The organism is Bacillus sp. USDA818B3_A (assembly GCF_009928415.1).
Taxonomy (GTDB): Bacteria; Bacillota; Bacilli; order Bacillales; family Cytobacillaceae; genus Neobacillus.
The window spans coordinates 1-15,157 of sequence record NZ_JAABNN010000043.1; the positions used below are offsets into that span (position 1 = coordinate 1).

The 15,157-nt window shown below is 40.0% G+C and carries 14 protein-coding genes, 1 tRNA gene, 1 other RNA gene and 1 other annotated feature; of the genes, 11 read left to right on the forward strand and 5 right to left on the reverse strand.

Features of this window, described 5'->3' with window-relative positions; genetic code table 11:
* Positions 1-91 precede the first annotated feature (91 nt).
* Positions 92-1,033: a YaaC family protein gene (locus GXK58_RS26495; protein ID WP_160726168.1), complete on the reverse strand. Its 942-nt coding sequence runs from the start codon at positions 1,031-1,033 to the stop codon at positions 92-94.
* A 107-nt stretch (positions 1,034-1,140) separates the two neighbouring features.
* On the opposite strand from GXK58_RS26495, the gene guaB reads away from it, so the two are divergent.
* From guaB to GXK58_RS26515, 4 genes are all read left to right on the forward strand, one after another.
* Complete coding sequence (guaB, locus tag GXK58_RS26500; RefSeq protein WP_160726169.1) at positions 1,141-2,610, forward strand: IMP dehydrogenase; 1,470 nt, start codon at positions 1,141-1,143, stop codon at positions 2,608-2,610.
* A 213-nt stretch (positions 2,611-2,823) separates the two neighbouring features.
* Entirely contained in the window at positions 2,824-4,137 is a 1,314-nt protein-coding gene (locus GXK58_RS26505) for a serine hydrolase (RefSeq protein WP_237389794.1), read from the forward strand.
* A gap of 67 nt (positions 4,138-4,204) precedes the next feature.
* Positions 4,205-4,424: a binding site (T-box leader), on the forward strand.
* A 316-nt stretch (positions 4,425-4,740) separates the two neighbouring features.
* Positions 4,741-6,018 (forward strand): serine--tRNA ligase, encoded by a 1,278-nt coding sequence (serS, locus tag GXK58_RS26510; protein ID WP_160726171.1) that lies wholly within the window; start codon positions 4,741-4,743, stop codon positions 6,016-6,018.
* 118 nt (positions 6,019-6,136) lie between these two features.
* Positions 6,137-6,229: transfer RNA gene (locus GXK58_RS26515), tRNA-Ser, on the forward strand.
* Positions 6,230-6,377: 148 nt separating this feature from the next.
* Here GXK58_RS26515 and GXK58_RS26520 read toward each other — a convergent pair.
* The 4 genes from GXK58_RS26520 to GXK58_RS26535 all read right to left on the reverse strand — a co-directional run bounded on the left by GXK58_RS26520 (position 6,378) and on the right by GXK58_RS26535 (position 9,899).
* A complete protein-coding gene (locus GXK58_RS26520; protein WP_160726172.1) occupies positions 6,378-7,073 on the reverse strand; it encodes a deoxynucleoside kinase in 696 nt (231 codons plus the stop codon).
* 4 nt (positions 7,074-7,077) lie between these two features.
* Positions 7,078-7,743 (reverse strand): deoxynucleoside kinase, encoded by a 666-nt coding sequence (locus GXK58_RS26525; RefSeq protein ID WP_160726173.1) that lies wholly within the window; start codon positions 7,741-7,743, stop codon positions 7,078-7,080.
* Between the two features lie 258 nt (positions 7,744-8,001).
* On the reverse strand, positions 8,002-9,288 hold the full coding sequence (locus GXK58_RS26530; RefSeq protein ID WP_160726180.1) for a glycoside hydrolase family 18 protein: 1,287 nt from the start codon (positions 9,286-9,288) through the stop codon (positions 8,002-8,004).
* A gap of 53 nt (positions 9,289-9,341) precedes the next feature.
* On the reverse strand, positions 9,342-9,899 hold the full coding sequence (locus GXK58_RS26535) for a cysteine hydrolase family protein (RefSeq protein ID WP_160726174.1): 558 nt from the start codon (positions 9,897-9,899) through the stop codon (positions 9,342-9,344).
* A gap of 147 nt (positions 9,900-10,046) precedes the next feature.
* On the opposite strand from GXK58_RS26535, the gene tadA reads away from it, so the two are divergent.
* The 7 genes from tadA to GXK58_RS26570 all read left to right on the forward strand — a co-directional run bounded on the left by tadA (position 10,047) and on the right by GXK58_RS26570 (position 14,394).
* Complete coding sequence (tadA, locus tag GXK58_RS26540) at positions 10,047-10,565, forward strand: tRNA adenosine(34) deaminase TadA (protein WP_160726175.1); 519 nt, start codon at positions 10,047-10,049, stop codon at positions 10,563-10,565.
* A 93-nt stretch (positions 10,566-10,658) separates the two neighbouring features.
* An RNA gene (gene ffs, locus GXK58_RS26545) (signal recognition particle sRNA large type) lies at positions 10,659-10,923 on the forward strand.
* A 129-nt stretch (positions 10,924-11,052) separates the two neighbouring features.
* Positions 11,053-12,750 carry a DNA polymerase III subunit gamma/tau gene (gene dnaX, locus GXK58_RS26550; protein ID WP_160726176.1) on the forward strand — a complete coding sequence of 566 codons (1,698 nt, stop codon included), beginning with the start codon at positions 11,053-11,055 and terminating at the stop codon, positions 12,748-12,750.
* A 27-nt stretch (positions 12,751-12,777) separates the two neighbouring features.
* On the forward strand, positions 12,778-13,101 hold the full coding sequence (locus GXK58_RS26555) for a YbaB/EbfC family nucleoid-associated protein (protein ID WP_442862510.1): 324 nt from the start codon (positions 12,778-12,780) through the stop codon (positions 13,099-13,101).
* Positions 13,102-13,188: 87 nt separating this feature from the next.
* Positions 13,189-13,785 (forward strand): recombination mediator RecR, encoded by a 597-nt coding sequence (gene recR / locus GXK58_RS26560; RefSeq protein WP_160726177.1) that lies wholly within the window; start codon positions 13,189-13,191, stop codon positions 13,783-13,785.
* Between the two features lie 44 nt (positions 13,786-13,829).
* The gene (locus GXK58_RS26565) at positions 13,830-14,048 is read left to right on the forward strand and encodes a YaaL family protein (RefSeq protein ID WP_160726178.1); all 219 of its coding nucleotides are present in this window, start codon (positions 13,830-13,832) and stop codon (positions 14,046-14,048) included.
* A gap of 82 nt (positions 14,049-14,130) precedes the next feature.
* Entirely contained in the window at positions 14,131-14,394 is a 264-nt protein-coding gene (locus GXK58_RS26570) for a pro-sigmaK processing inhibitor BofA family protein (protein WP_160726179.1), read from the forward strand.
* Positions 14,395-15,157 lie beyond the last annotated feature (763 nt).

Here is a 15,157-nt window from a genome sequence, read left to right on the forward strand (position 1 = left end):
AGCGCCGATGGTAGTTGGGGCTTTGCCCCTGTGAGAGTAGGACGTTGCCAGGCACTTTAAGGACAATCCGGAAGGATTGTCCTTTTATTTTTTATCCCATTAGATACTGAAAGATTAAGAATGGACCCTTATTCATTGTTATTTCAATAAATGAATGAATAAAGGGATAATCCCGGTTTGGCATCATCTTTGTTAACTCACTCCACCATTCCGTTTCATAACGGGCAATCATACTTAAGTTATATAACAATAAATAATGAACCAGCAGCTCTGGAAAATGAAGAAAATTACCTTTGCTAAGCGGTATTGAGTACCTATCGTCTTCCAAGTTGTAGAATAGCGGCGACATTTCTGAAAGAAAGCTGTTATTTAGTTGAAATGAAAGCCCCTCATTTGAAAACTCCACACCGTTTTTAAACTTTGTAGCAAAATAGTCCTTAAACCGGCTCTCCGTCATATGAAAGCTATCTAATACCGACTCAGGAATGATGAGGTTATTATCTTGCTTCATCAAACCCGCAAATGTCTTTTTACCCTCCATGATATAGAATAATTCATCCAATTCAGGCACAAGCATTAAAAGTTCTTCCATGATAACTTTTTCTCCTTCCAATTGTTTCATGTGAAACATTTTCTCTGACATAAATGGAAAGAGGCCATTTTTTTGAAACTTTACCTCATCATGAAAGAAAAGGTAATTTTGTTTTTTTCTTTTTCTTGTTGAGACACCATGGGCTAATACAGCCGTTGTCTCAGGATAGGAAGGATCAATCGTTAAGATACATGCCTTAATTAAGTGAACGAGCCCATAGAAAAGCAGAATTGGTTTTAAAATTAGTGGAGACTTTTTTGCCTGGTCATAATATATTTGCCCATGTTCGAGATAATAGAGAAAGGCATACCCATTTTCATAGCTTTTTTGTTCAGCGTTATCAATATTTCGCTTTTGGTAGCACATTTTTAAATACTTTTGGCAGTATTCAGCCGAGAAGAAACAAGAGAAACTTTTCCAATCTTTATAAGGAGTAATCAAGTTATTCACCTTTTTCAGAAAAATCAATTAAATATTTATTCCTTGACAGTATTTTGTCCAATTGATAACCTACAAATAATATTTTTTGTTCTGGGGGGCTGTTAAAAATGTGGGAGAATAAATTTGCAAAAGAAGGATTAACGTTTGATGATGTGTTATTGATTCCGGGTAAATCAGAGGTATTGCCTAAAGATGTAAACCTGCAAGTTGAATTATCGCCAAGTGTAAAGCTTAATATTCCGCTTATCAGTGCTGGTATGGATACTGTAACGGAATCAGAAATGGCCATCTCTATTGCCCGTCAAGGCGGCTTAGGAATTATTCACAAGAATATGACCATTGAACAACAGGCAGAACAGGTAGAAAAGGTTAAGCGGTCTGAGAGCGGCGTTATAACTGACCCATTCTTCCTTACTCCTGAACATCAGGTGTTTGACGCAGAACATTTGATGGGGAAATACCGCATCTCTGGGGTCCCTATCGTTAATAACATGGAAGACCAAAAGCTGATTGGTATTATCACTAACCGTGATCTTCGCTTTATTCAGGATCAAGATTATTCATTTAAAATTGCAGATGTAATGACAAAGGAACATCTTGTAACAGCCCCAGTCGGAACCACTTTAAAAGAGGCTGAAAAAATTCTTCAAAAGCATAAAATTGAAAAATTACCGCTTGTGAATGAAGAAGGAGTTTTAAAAGGCTTAATCACTATTAAAGACATTGAAAAGGTAATTGAGTTCCCTAACTCCGCTAAAGACAAGCAGGGACGTTTACTGGCAGGTGCGGCGGTAGGCATTACATCTGATACGATGAAGCGCGTTGAAGCGTTAGTAGCTGCTAATGTTGATGCAATTGTAATTGATACGGCCCATGGACATTCAAAAGGTGTTTTAGATCAAGTCAGGGTAATTAGAAATGCATATCCGGACTTGACTATTATTGCAGGTAATGTCGCTACAGCGGAAGCAACGAAGGATCTAATTGAGGCTGGTGCTGATGTGGTGAAGGTAGGAATCGGACCTGGCTCTATTTGTACGACAAGGGTTGTAGCGGGTGTAGGGGTACCGCAAATTACCGCTGTCTATGATTGTGCTACTGAGGCAATGAAGCATGGCAAAACCATTATCGCTGATGGCGGCATTAAATATTCTGGTGATATTGTTAAGGCCTTAGCAGCAGGCGGTAATGCCGTTATGCTTGGAAGCTTATTGGCAGGGGTATCAGAGAGCCCAGGTGAGACAGAAATTTTCCAAGGACGCCGTTTTAAGGTTTACCGGGGTATGGGTTCAGTCGCTGCGATGGAAAAGGGATCGAAAGACCGTTATTTCCAAGAAGATAATAAAAAGTTTGTCCCTGAAGGTATCGAAGGACGTATTCCATATAAAGGGCCATTATCTGAGACAGTTTACCAGCTAATTGGAGGCATCCGGTCTGGTATGGGTTATTGCGGTACAAAGGATCTTCATGATTTAAGAACAAAAGCACAATTTATTAAAATGACAGGTGCCGGTCTAAAAGAAAGTCATCCGCATGATGTTCAAATCACCAAAGAAGCACCAAATTATTCATTATAAATTTTAAAAAACAGAGAGGGAATCTTCTCTGTTTTTATTATGAAAAATTTCCTATTAAAATTTAATCATATACAAAGAATGGTTCTATGCTCATTCTATGATTTAGTAGGCAGGTATGATAAAATATTCAAAGTGTATAAATTCCTTGGAGGGCGTGTAATAGTGAACAAACATCTTTATCGAAAATATATTGCCAGTGCATTGGCAATGCTTATGTTTTTTAGTGTTTTTGCTGGTGTAGGTGCAGATAAGGCCCATGCAGAAGCAGCTATAAATGTGAATGCAGATGGAGCCATTTTAGTAGATGGAAAAACAGGTAAGGTTTTATATGAAAAGAATGCTGACACTGTACTTGGAATTGCTAGTATGACCAAAATGATGACTGAGTACATCTTACTGGATTCCATTAAAAAAGGAAAAGTCAAATGGGATCAAGAGTATCGAGTAAGTGATCTTGTGTACAAAGTTTCTCAACGCCGTGACCTCTCCAATGTGCCGTTACGTGCAGATGGAACCTATAAAGTTCGAGAATTATATGAAGCAATGGCCATTTATTCTGCGAATGCTGCGACCATAGCAATTGCAGAAATTATTGGCGGGTCAGAAACAAATTTTGTGAAAATGATGAATGAAAAAGCAAAAGCAATGGGTTTGAAAGATTATAAATTTGTGAACTCTACCGGTCTGAACAATCGGGATTATAATGGCCTGCATCCGGAGGGAACTGGTGCAGAAGATGAGAATGTAATGTCTTCCCGTGCGGTTGCAAAATTGGCTTTTCATCTGATTAATGATTTCCCTGATGTATTAAAAACAGCCAGCACTCCAAAGAAGGTCTTCCGTGAAGGTACAGATGACCAGATTGATATGATTAACTGGAACTGGATGCTGCCATCTCTAGATTACGGCTACCAAGGAATGGACGGGCTGAAGACAGGAACCACTGATTTTGCCGGTTACTGCTTTACAGGAACAGCAAGCCGTGATGGAAAACGATTTATCACAGTTGTACAGAATGCGAAGGATGCAAGTGGCGAGGGTGGCTACAAAGCCCGCTTTGAAGAAACTAGAAAAATGCTTGATTATGCGTTTAGCAATTATACAAATGTAAAACTTGTTCCAAAACACTACCAAGTGAAGGGACAAAAGACATTACCTGTTCTTAAAGGAAAAGAGGATCAGGTGAAAATATATACAAAGTCTGCGGTTAATATGATCGTTTTAAACGGTGAAGAGAAAAATTATCAGCCAGTGCTTGTATTGGATAAGAAAAAGGTCAATGAAAAGGGCGAATTGACCGCTCCAATTAAGAAAGGCGAGACCATTGGTTATTTGACATTGAAGCCCAAAAATGGCGAGAAGGTAAGCTTCTTAACTGCTGAGGGACAAAAGAAAGCGCAAGTAGATGTGATTGCCGCTGAGGATGTCGAAAAAGCCAACTGGTTTGTGTTAATGATGCGCGGTATCGGTAATTTCTTCGGTGATGTTTTTCACGGCATTGGGTCAACTGTAAAAGGTTGGTTCTAAATAGAAATTGTTTAATTTGGTTGCATTTGGTTCATAATTATAGTAAATTATAAAACAAATCAATAATGAAAAAGCAATGAGAGGAACTAGTAACAAGAACCTCACTCCTAAGAGAGCCGGTGGGTGGTGTGAACCGGTGTGTGATCCTTGTGAATCCCTCCTCGAGCAAGGTATGGAACACCTGTATAGGTAAGTAAGTACTTTCGGTAAAAACCGTTACAATTTCTTGAGGTGGACAGCGAATGCTGTCAACCAGGGTGGTATCGCGACTAACTCTCGTCCCTGTATTTGGGGCGGGAGTTTTTTTTGTCTTTAACAAGACGGTTATACCCAATAAGATTAAAGAGCTCTGAAAAAGATCATTTTATTAGATAGCCTGTGTAAAAACACTGTTGATTGGAGTGGAAGGCGGCGAAGACTCCTGCGGGAGTATGGGGCAGGTGAGACCCCGCAGGCGCTTTAGGCGTCGAGGAGGCTCACCGGCACGCCCGCGGAAAGCGAAGCCGCCTGGAACGGAAATCAACACTATTTTAAAACACAACCTATTTTTTAAAGACTTTTTCAGTGCATCTAAGATCCATATGTATAAAAGGAGTGGTCAATATGTTGGATATCAAAGTATTAAGAGCTAATTTTACTGAAGTAAAAGAAAAGCTCCAGCATCGCGGAGAGGATTTAACCGATTTAGGAAAATTCGAAGACCTAGATGTGAAAAGACGCGAGTTAATCGTTGAATCTGAAAAACTTAAAAGCCGAAAAAATGAAGTATCTCAGCAAGTAGCCGCACTAAAGCGTGAAAAAAAGGATGCCGATCAACTAATTACAGAAATGCGTGAAGTTGGCGATAAAATTAAAATCCTTGATGACGAACTCCGCGGTGTCGAAGAGACATTAGAACAGTTGCTATTAAGCATACCAAACATTCCACATGAGAGTGTGCCCATCGGTGAAACCGAGGACGATAATGTGGAAATCAGAAAATGGGGGCAAGTCCGTGATTTTGAATTTGAAGCAAAGCCGCACTGGGACATTGCAACTGAACTAGGCATCCTTGACTTCGAGCGGGCAGGAAAGGTTACCGGAAGCCGCTTTGTCTTTTATAAGGGGCTTGGAGCTCGTCTGGAACGGGCCTTAATCAGCTTCATGCTCGATCTTCATGTTGATGAGCATGGCTACACAGAGATCCTCCCTCCATACCTTGTTAACCGCACAAGCATGACAGGAACTGGCCAGCTGCCTAAATTTGAAGAAGATGCTTTTTTAATTGAAAGAGAAGATTATTTCTTAATCCCTACGGCTGAGGTGCCTGTCACTAACTATCATCGAGATGAAATTTTAAGCGGGGAAGAACTTCCGATTCGCTTTGCTGCATACAGTGCATGTTTCCGTTCTGAAGCAGGCTCTGCAGGGCGTGATACAAGAGGCTTAATCCGTCAGCACCAATTTAATAAAGTAGAGCTTGTGAAATTTGTAAAACCAGAAGATTCTTACGAGGAACTTGAAAAGCTGACAAATAATGCTGAACGTGTTTTACAGCTATTAGAACTGCCGTACCGTGTATTGAGCATGTGTACAGGAGACCTTGGCTTTACAGCGGCAAAAAAATACGATATCGAAGTTTGGATCCCAAGCTACGGTATGTATCGTGAGATTTCTTCTTGCAGTAACTTTGAGGCCTTCCAGGCAAGAAGGGCGAATATCCGCTTCCGCCGTGATCCAAAGGCAAAGCCAGAGCATGTTCATACTTTGAATGGATCTGGGCTTGCAATTGGCCGCACGGTCGCCGCCATCCTAGAAAATTATCAGCAGGCAGACGGCAGTGTCATCATTCCTGCGGCACTAAGACCGTATATGGGCAACCGTGAAGTGATTAAACCATAATAAATGATAACAAGCTGAATGGTCATTGGATTTTCCGGGCAATCTAAATTGTCCGGAAAATTCATGTATATGAATTGACATCTTCATTAGATTATGATAAATTATCATTTGTTGATACGGAGGAATACCCAAGTCCGGCTGAAGGGATCGGTCTTGAAAACCGACAGGCGGGTTAAACCGCGCGGGGGTTCGAATCCCTCTTCCTCCTCCATTATTAAAAAACAATCACGCGCATAAAAACTGGAGATAAAAAATTCGTTACAATTACTTGTAGCGAATTTTTTTTTGCAAAAAAATGTGTCTGGCTGCGGTCCCTGACCAAGGAGCCTCTACCTTCCGATAAAAAAGCACAGATTGGATTACCCAATCTGTGCTTTTTCTATTTTTAATATTTCATTTAATTTTTCTTCAACAGCCTCACAGACCATAACCGCATCTGTTTTACTTTTAACTACGTCGGTTTTGTCCATATCAATGACAATCACTTCGCTGGCTGAGTACTGATTCAATACCCATTCATCATAACCCTTCCATACTTCGAAGTAGTACTCTTTTAGTTCAGGGTTAATTTCGAAGCTTCTGCCTCGGGCCATAATCCGATCAATTACCGTTTCAAATGATCCCTTTAAGTAAACCATTATATCCGGTGCTTTCTTAGGAAGTTCTTTTAGTTCTTCCATCATATTATCAACAAGCTCTTCATAAATCTTAAATTCAAGATCAGAGATTCGGCCCAGGTTCTTATTCACATAGGCGAAGTACCAATCTTCATAGATGGAGCGATCCTGAATCGTATAAATCGGTTCAAGCCAATTCACACATTCCTTAACCGTCTTAAACCGTTTATTTAAAAAGAATAATTGTAACAGGAATGGAATTCTTCTTGCATCTAATTCTTCAGGTGTCAGCTCATAATAAAGGGGAAGAATCGGATTATCATCAACTGCTTCATAGTAGACCTTGCTTTCAATTCCTTTATTTTTAAAGTGTGCATTCAATGTGTCTGCCACACTTGTTTTTCCTAGACCAATCATACCACCAATTACGATACTCACTAACCTAACATCCCCCGTTCAATATTATGTTGTTTGCCCAGTTGCTTTCTTTTAAGGAAGTTGATAACTTTTGAAAAATATAATTTAAATCCTGCTCACTTTTTACGAAATCCAGCTCATCACCACTAAAGCGAAGAACGGGGACTTCCGGATGTTCTTTTTCAAAAGCAGCTATGGTGTTTTCATAATCAATGGATAGCTGTTCTAAATATAAAGGACTAATATTTTTCTCGACTTCGCGCCCTCTTTTTTTAATCCGCTTTAAAAGTGTATCGAGACTTGCATTTAAATAAATAATCACATTGGGTTTAGGCATATCCTCTGTTAAAATTTGATATATTTTAAAGTACTTTTGGTACTCTGCATTATTAAGGGTCCGTTCAGCAAAGATCAAGTTTTTTAAAATATGATAATCTGCAATAACAGACTTATTCTGGCTTAAGTATTGGGTATTGATATCCCCTAATTGCTTATATCGATTGCACAGAAAGAACATCTCCGTCTGGAAACTCCATTCTTCTATATTTTCGTAGAATTTCCCTAAGAACGGATTTTCATCAACAATCTCTTTTAAAAGAGCAAATTGAAACTTTTCCGAAATGGCTTTTGCGAGAGATGTCTTTCCTACACCAATCGGCCCTTCAACAGTAATAAAGGGTGTATCCCCCATTGCAAGTCCTCCTTCTCCAACTGCCTGTACATCTATATTATTTATGATCGATTAATCATCTGTTAAAAGTTTTTTAATAACCGTCTTTTTGGCTATTCATTTTTTGACGCAAAGAATATTTTATCACAATCTGCCGCAGGAAGGGATATGGAATATTTACAAGATGAAGGTTTCATGTCAAATAATAAAGAAAACTGCCGAAAGACGGCAGTTTTTGTAAGATGGAAATTTTTATAAACCTGTAAAAAATGAAGCAGTCTATGTTCCGCGCTTGGTTACATTGAAGTTGTCTACGATTAACAGCCAATTTTGCGGAAAAGCTAATCCGAGCTTCCAGTAACTCATACCTCTAAGGTTTAGCTCCTTAATTAAATTAAACTTTGCCTGAATCGACCGGGCATCTTCAAACCAGACTTCATGCTGTTTGCCATCCGCAGTGTAACGGAAGTGTGGAGCCTGCGCCTTCGTATCGTATTCAATCGGAACATTGTGCGTGGCAGCAAGCTGAATGGCCTGCTGCGGACTAACTGCTCGTGCAACTGTTCCTTGGACAAAAGGAAGTGTCCAGTCATATCCGTAAAGGTTTTGCCCCATTAGAATCTTAGTAGATGGCATTTCAGTAACCGCATATTCGAGAACTTTTCGTACCTGATCAATAGGTGAGACAGCCATAGCCGGACCGCCGCTGTAACCCCACTCATAAGTCATAATTACCACAAAGTCGGAAATTTCCCCGTGAGCTCGATAATCATGTCCTTCATACCATTTTCCTTTTTGGGTTGCACTAGTTTTAGGTGCGAGAGCAGTCGACATTAGCCAGCCTTCCCGGCTGAATCGTTGCTTTGCTTTCCGCAAAAAGTTGTTATAGGCTTCCCTGTCAGCTGGCCGTATAAATTCAAAATCAAAATGAATGTCACGGAATCCATACTTTTTAGCTGTAGCAACAATATTATTGAGAAAACGATCTTGGATTGTCATATCGTTTAGTAGAATGCGGCCAAGTTCATCACTAAATTGGTCATTTTCCTGATTGTTAATAACCATCATTAAAACGTTGCGATTGGCTCTAGCAATGGCAGGAAATTGATTTAATAAAGGCTCTTTTAAGGTCCCATCGCGGCGTGCCTGGAAGCTGAAGGGGGCTAGATAGGTTAGATAGGGTGCGGCTTCACGGGCGGCTGTTTCTAAGGCAGGAGCGACAGTTGTTCCGCGTGGTTCAACATAGGCGTTAAATTCAGCATTTCTTTTGGGACCTTGGGGGATATAGAGACGAATTCCTGTATTTAAAGGCTGATTGATGTTAATGCGGTTAACGCTTGCCAATGCTTGAGGAGTAGTGTTGAACCTGCGGGCGATTGAATAAAGTGAATCACCCGATTGGACAAAATAAAAACGGCCGATAATAGGAATAACCATCGATTGTCCGATGACAAGATTATTTGGATTAGGCAGGTCATTAGCCTCTACAATATCCTGAACAGTTGAATGGTAAGTCCTAGCAATAGTTGTTAAAGATTCACCACTTCTTACTACATGAATCTGCATCATGAATCCCTCCCGAAACATACGCTACAGCTATTCTATGTGGGCGGGGGGCATTAGATGATATAATGTTGGTAAATTTCGTGGGTACTTGGTTCAATCCCAGCCTTTAACACATTTTTCATCATCATCAGGGCATAATGGTTATCATTGTCGTCAACAGAGGCGATACAATCATCCGGGATGAAAAGCTTGTATTCACGCATATATGCATCATTTGCTGTAAAAAGCACACAGATATTTCCGGCAATCCCGGTTAATATAAGAGTATTTACTTTTAATTGGCTCAGTAATGTATGTAGGGCAGTTCCGTAAAAGCCGGAATGCTTGGGTTTGATTAAGAAAAAATCATCCTTACCGGGCAATAATGTTTCAATGACTGGTCTGCTAGTAGGATTACTGCAATAGTCAATAATTTTATGATAATCTGCCTGCCATAGATTATAATGGTCGTTAATAAAGATCACAGGCAATTGCTTTTGATTGAAGCGTTCTTTTAATTCTCTTATTCGTTCAGCCGTTTTTTGAGCCTTTTGGGCTAGAATGGAACCATGAGAAAAGTCAAAGTTATTAATCATATCAATAATAAGTAACGCAATCCGCTCTTGGCTCAACTATTTATTCACTCCTTTTTTCACACTTTGAAAAAATAACTTGAATGCAGTAATATTCTATATATTTTGGTATAGTACCCAATTTTTAATTCTGTATTTCATTTATAAGTTAATTAATAGTATTAAAAGTAAATTAGGTGATCGATAATGAAAGTAATAGAACCTCAAGATGAATTTTTTATGAGGGAAGCGATAAAGGAAGCAGAGAAAGCACAGGAAATCCAAGAAGTACCGATTGGTGCAGTACTCGTGATTAATGGAGAAATTATTTCTCGGGCCCATAATTTAAGGGAAACGGATCAAAATGCGATTGCCCATGCTGAGCTGCTTGCAATTGACAAAGCTTGCCGGCAAACGGGCTCATGGAGATTAGAGGATTCTACTCTTTATGTCACATTAGAGCCCTGTCCAATGTGTGCAGGTGCCATTATTTTATCAAGAGTAAATAGGGTGGTTTACGGTGCCAGCGACCCTAAAGGCGGTTGTGCCGGGACACTGATGAATTTGTTGCAGGATGAACGCTTTAATCATCAATGTGAAATGACAAAAGGTGTACTAGAAAAGGAATGCGGGCAGCTGCTCTCTGATTTTTTTCGCAGCTTAAGAGAAAGAAAAAAGCTTGCTAAGAAAATGAAGGATGACCAGGGAAAAATTAATTTACAGTAATTTACAAATGAAATACAATTGCTTTTTCAAACGATAAGTTGTATATTTAAAAGGCGTCAGATAACGACGCACAAAACTTAGGTATCAATTTTGCCGTGCTAGGTGGGGAGGTAGCGGTGCCCTGTACCCGCAATCCGCTCTAGCGGGACTGAATCCCTTCCCGAGGCTTACGACCTGTAGGGCCTGCCTTAAGTAAGTGGTGTTGACGTCCTGGTCCTGCGCAATGGGAATCCATGAACCATGTCAGGTCCGGAAGGAAGCAGCATTAAGTGGACGCTCCCATGTGCCGCAGGGTTGCCTGGGCCGAGCTAACTGCTTAAGTAACGCTTATGGGCGTATGTCGACGGAAGGTGCACGGCAGTACATAAATGCACTTTAAAAACTCATTCTAAATTCAGGATGAGTTTTTTTACATACACTTTGAAAAATAGAAATTAGATAAGCTATAATGTAGAAGATGATAAAAATTTGAAGGGGGCGGTGTCAATTGGCATACCAGGCTTTATATCGTGTTTGGCGTCCGCAGAGCTTTATTGATGTAGTAGGACAAGAACATGTAACCAAGACATTGCAAAACGCCCTGCTTCAACAAAAAATTTCACACGCCTATCTTTTTTCCGGTCCAAGAGGAACAGGTAAAACAAGTGCTGCTAAAATATTAGCAAAGGCAATTAATTGTGAGCGTGCACCAGTTTCCGAACCATGTAATGAATGTGCGGCATGCCTAGGCATTACCAATGGAACCATCTCAGATGTCTTAGAATTTGATGCTGCTTCTAACTCCCGTGTCGAAGAGATGAGGGATGTCCTCGATAAGGTGAGGTTTGCGCCCACTGCCGTAAACTATAAAGTTTATATTATCGATGAAGTGCATATGCTCTCAATTAGTGCATTTAATGCCTTGCTTAAAACACTAGAGGAACCGCCAAAGCACGTGATATTTATTTTAGCGACAACTGAACCTCATAAAATTCCGTTAACGATTATCTCTAGGTGTCAGCGCTTTGATTTTAGACGGATTACAGCCGGATCAATTGTAAACCGAATGAAATTGATTGTGGAAGAAACAGGTGTGAACTGTGATGAAACAGCGCTGCAAATGATTGCCCGGGCTGCAGAGGGTGGAATGCGTGATGCCTTAAGTTTATTGGATCAAGCGATATCCTACAGTCAAGATCGTGTCACGATGGAGGATGCCTTAACCGTGACAGGTTCTGTTTCGCAAGGGTTTCTCAATAAGCTGGCCAATGCTTTTCAGGAAGGGAATGTAGCCAGTGGTTTGGAGGCGCTTGATGAACTGTTGTTCCATGGGAAGGATCCGTCCAGATTTATCGAGGATTTCATTCTATTTTATAGGGATATGCTGCTTTATAAAACGGCGCCCAACTTAGAAGAGTCACTTGAAAGAGTGATGTTGGATGACGATTTTAAGAGATTGGCCGAGACTATTCCTATCGATAAGATTTATCAGCTGATAGATGTGCTGAACAAAACACAGCAGGAAATGCGCTGGACCAATCATCCACGAATCTTTTTAGAGGTAGCGGTGGTAAAGCTTTGTCAGACGGAAGTCAAACCATCCAGTCAAGCTGATTCTGGTTCAATCGAGCAATTACTAGCAAGGATTGACCAGCTTGAATCTGAATTGCAGCATTTAAAGGTAAATGGGACTGTACCTGCTCCTCAGGAAGGAACAACACAGCAGCAAAAGCCTGCCCAGAGGACGTCCTCAAAAAAATCCTTCCAGGCACCAGTCGGAAAAATAAATGAAGTTTTAAAGCAGGCAACGAAAAGTGATTTAAATTTAATTAAAGCGAATTGGGGAGAAATGCGTTCAAATCTATTGAAATCGCAGGCGGCATTATTGAATGATGCTGAACCTATCGCCGCTTCCTCAACTGCTTTTATTATAAAGTTTAAGCATGAAATGATTTGTCAAATGGCGATGAACCGCACTGATTTTCTCGAAGCTGTCTCAAATGCGATAGTGAAATTAACGGGCAAGAGACTCCAGTTTTTAGGTGTTCCAGAAGACCAATGGCTGCCGATCCGTGAAGGGTTCCTAAACAGCCAGCATGGTGAAGAAGGGGAAAACATCAGCGGTGAATCTGTCAAGGAAGAGGAACCGCATATTGCAGAGGCAAAGAAACTATTTGGCGAAGAATTTGTAGAAATTATTGACTAATGAATAAATAAATGGAGGTTAGGAATTATGATGCGTGGTGGCGGAATGGGTAACATGCAAAATATGATGAAACAAATGCAAAAAATGCAAAAGAAAATGGCTGAGGCTCAAGAAGAACTTGGCGAGCAAAAAATTGAAGGTACTGCCGGCGGCGGTATGGTCACTGTTGTTGTTTCAGGCCATAAAGAAGTGTTAGATGTGCAAATTAAACCTGAAGCTGTAGATCCGGATGATGTAGAAATGCTTCAGGATTTGGTTCTTGCAGCGGTTAATGATGCTTTGAAAAAGGCAGAGGAATTAACGAATAATACAATGGGGCAATTCACTAAAGGAATGAATTTACCTTTTTAATAAAAAAAGAAGCTGGGGTGCATGGAAACTTAGGGGATTAACCCTTAGAGGTCAGGCACCCCTGCTTTTCTAGAGGAGAAAAAATAAATGCACTATCCAGAACCGATTACAAAGCTGATCGACAGCTTTATGAAGCTGCCGGGGATCGGTCCTAAAACGGCTGCCCGTCTGGCTTTTCATGTTCTAAATATGAAGGAAGATACAGTATTGGATTTTGCAAAGGCGCTGGTCAATGCAAAACGTAATCTTACTTACTGTTCCGTATGCGGCCATATTACCGATCAAGATCCATGTTATATATGTGAAGATCTGCGAAGAGATAAAAGTATCATTTGTGTTGTCCAAGACCCAAAAGATGTTATTGCGATGGAGAAAATGAAGGAATTCAATGGCTTATACCATGTACTGCATGGTGCGATCTCTCCAATGGATGGAATTGGTCCGGAAGATATAAATATTCCTGATCTATTGAAACGGCTTCAAGATGAGACGGTTCAAGAAGTGATCCTTGCAACAAACCCAAATATCGAGGGTGAAGCAACCGCGATGTATATTTCCCGATTATTGAAACCATCGGGAATCAAAACAACCAGAATCGCTCATGGGCTTCCTGTTGGGGGAGACCTAGAGTATGCAGATGAGGTAACCTTATCGAAAGCTATTGAAGGCAGACGGGAATTATAAGGTAAAAGGTAGTAGCACAACACTATAACCGGGGGAATAAACACATGTTTTTTCGGCGCAAAGGGCGGCTGCGAAAAGAGTATGATGAAAAGCTGCTGGCACAATTAAACCGGTATAAAATACATTGGCAACAGGAAAAGCAGTTATTAGAAAGAAGTTTTGATCCTTCGGAAGAAGTAATCTGTCAGACTAAAATAGCTGAAGCTAAATATATTTTTTTATTGAGAGAAGCAAAGCAGCGAAATGTAACCGTCTTTAAGTAACAGTATTTCCCCTAATATGGTCTATCCTCAACAACTTGTACATATGTTGTAAGTAAAAAGGCAATAGAGGGGGAAAGTTTCGTTGGAACCGATAGTAGTCATATCTATTTTAGGCGGGCTCATTCTATTATTATTATTTTCTGGTGCGCCTTTCAAGCCGGCGCGATTCGTAGGACAAGCGGCTATTAAATTTTTAATAGGAGCGCTGTTTTTGTTTTTTTTGAATGTCGCGGGGAACCGCTATGGAATTCATGTTCCAATTAATTTTGCAACTTCCGCCGTTTCAGGATTTCTCGGTATACCAGGATTAGTTGCACTAGTGGCAATTCAACATTGGGTCATATAATAAAAAAACTGCTGGCGAAACATAACGGGTCCCGTTTACTATCGTAAAATGTGAATCAATTATTAACAAAAAATGCATAGTAAAATGCCTAACAAAAAGCACCATATCTGTGGTGCCTTTTGTTTTTTTTAAAACAAAGGACAACTAATAGTGTCCTCATGAACGGCTTATGGGATCATGAGGGTGCGCCCTTATCAGTTGGAGATCCTCGTTAAGCACCCGAACTGATAAATAGACGGAAAAAATCCCCTTAATTTTAAAATAGCATTGGAAATAGCTTAAATAGACGGAGAGATTCCGCCTATTGACTCGGAAAACGTGAAATGGGGGCTTTTATTTTTGTATAGTCGGAAATCCTCCCCTTATTTACCCTCGAAACGAGTTCCATTGTGCAAATAAGCGGAAAACCTCCGCTAATTTTGATGACATAATTATGGATAGCACTTCTTCAATAGCAAAAGATGCATATTCCCACATCTGGGGACATGAAGGTCTACTCTTATTGGTTAGGAAAAACACAGAAGATATCAATACTAAATAATGTTGTATCATAGTGAAAAAAATATAAATATATGCTTGACGCATTAATATCTATGCTGTAATATATTAAAAGTCGTCACCAAGACGACAAAGTAATTAAAAAAAGTTGTTGACTTACAGTTGATAACTTGGTATGATAATAAAGTCGTTTTTGAGCGACGGATTGTCCTTTGAAAACTAAACAAACAAAAACGTCAACAAACAATAACTATTCATTTCTTAG